Here is a 1553-nt window from a genome sequence, read left to right on the forward strand (position 1 = left end):
CGCCCGCCCCCACCCCATCCGCCACCAGCCCCACCCCCCCCCCCGCCCCCCCCCCCCCCCCCCCCCCCCCCCCCCCCCCCCCCCCCCCCCCCCCCCCCCCCCCCCCCCCGCCGCGCGGCTGGTGGGGGCCGGGCCGGGCCGCGGGCTGGGCCGACGCCGTGCAGGCCGCCCGGCTGGTGGCCGCCGCCGCGGGCGTGGAGCTGTTCGTCCGCCCGGGCGAGCAGGCGCCCTGGCACCCCGGCCGCTGCGCCGAGCTCGTGGTCGACGACCGGGTGGTCGGGTACGCCGGCGAGCTGCACCCGCGGGTGTGCGCCGCGCTGGGCCTGCCGGCCCGCACCTCGGTGACGGAGCTCGACGTCGACGCGTTCCCGCCGGCGCCCGTCCCGGTCGGGCCGCGCATCTCGACGTTCCCGCCGGTCTTCCTCGACCTGGCCTTCGTCGTGCCCGACGAGATCACCGCCGCGCACGTCGAGTCGCTGGTCCGCGGGGGTGCGGGCGAGCTGTTCGAGGCGGTCCGCCTGTTCGACGTGTACTCCGGCCCGCCGGTCCCGGCCGGGTCGCGGTCGCTGGCGTACTCCCTGGTGCTGCGCGCGCCGGACCGCACGCTGACCGCCGAGGACGTCGCCCGGGTGCGTGAGGGCATCGTCGCCGTCGTCGGGCTGCAGGGCATCAGCCTGCGCAGCGGCGACTGATGGCGGACCTCACCGGCCTGGTCGCGCTCGTCACCGGGGCGTCGGCGGGCATCGGCCGGCACCTGGCCGAGGGGCTGGCCGCCCGCGGGGCCGCCGTCGCCGGCATGGCGCGCGGGCCCGAGCGGCTGCGGACGGCGATGGCCGAGGTCGCCGCCGCCACCGGCGCCCGCACCCTCGCGCTGCCCGCTGACGTCACCGACCGCACCGCCGTCGACGCCGCCGTCGGCGAGGTGGTCCGCGAGCTCGGCCCGGTCGGGCTGCTGGTGAACAACGCCGGCCTCATCGACGCCGCCGAGGTGCCGCTCTGGGAGGCCGACCCCGACCAGTGGTGGCAGGTCGTGGAGAGCCAGGTGCGCGGGCCGTTCCTCGTCGCCCGCGCGGTGCTGCCCGGGATGGTCGCCGTCGGCGGCGGCCGGGTGGTCGACCTGGCCAGCGGGATCGGCACCCGCGCCGACCCGCACTACAGCGCGTACTCGGCGGGCAAGACCGCGCAGATGCGCATCACCGAGGCGATCGACCTGGCCGGCGCCGCGCACGGCGTGCGGGCGTTCGACCTGGCGCCGGGCGTCGTCGACACCGCGATGACCCGCGCCATGCCGATGCACGAGGGCCGCACCGAGTGGACCCGGCCCGAGGACGTCGTCGACCTCGTGGTGGCGATCGCCGCGGGGGAGCTGGACCAGTGGTCGGGGCGGTTCTTCCGCGCCGGCGTCGACGACCTCGACACCCTCCGCGCCACCGCGCCGTCCGACGACGCGCGGAAGCTGCGGCTGCTCCCGTACGGCGACGGCGACCCGCTGGCCTGACCTCCCCCGTCGGTGCGCGCTCGTGCTCTGCCCCCGATCGGGGGCAGAGCACGAG

The 1553-nt window shown here is 79.1% G+C and carries 2 protein-coding genes; both read left to right on the forward strand.

Annotated elements, in window-relative coordinates:
- Positions 1-692: phenylalanine--tRNA ligase subunit beta-related protein (locus ACI8AA_RS23925; protein ID WP_457046866.1), on the forward strand; the 692-nt coding region annotated here is incomplete at its 5' end.
- Positions 692-1498: an SDR family NAD(P)-dependent oxidoreductase gene (locus tag ACI8AA_RS23930; protein ID WP_457046867.1), complete on the forward strand. Its 807-nt coding sequence runs from the start codon at positions 692-694 to the stop codon at positions 1496-1498. The genes ACI8AA_RS23925 and ACI8AA_RS23930, both read left to right, overlap by 1 nt.
- The last annotated feature ends 55 nt before the right edge of the window (positions 1499-1553 follow it).

It is taken from the genome of Geodermatophilus sp. SYSU D01180, assembly GCF_054050415.1.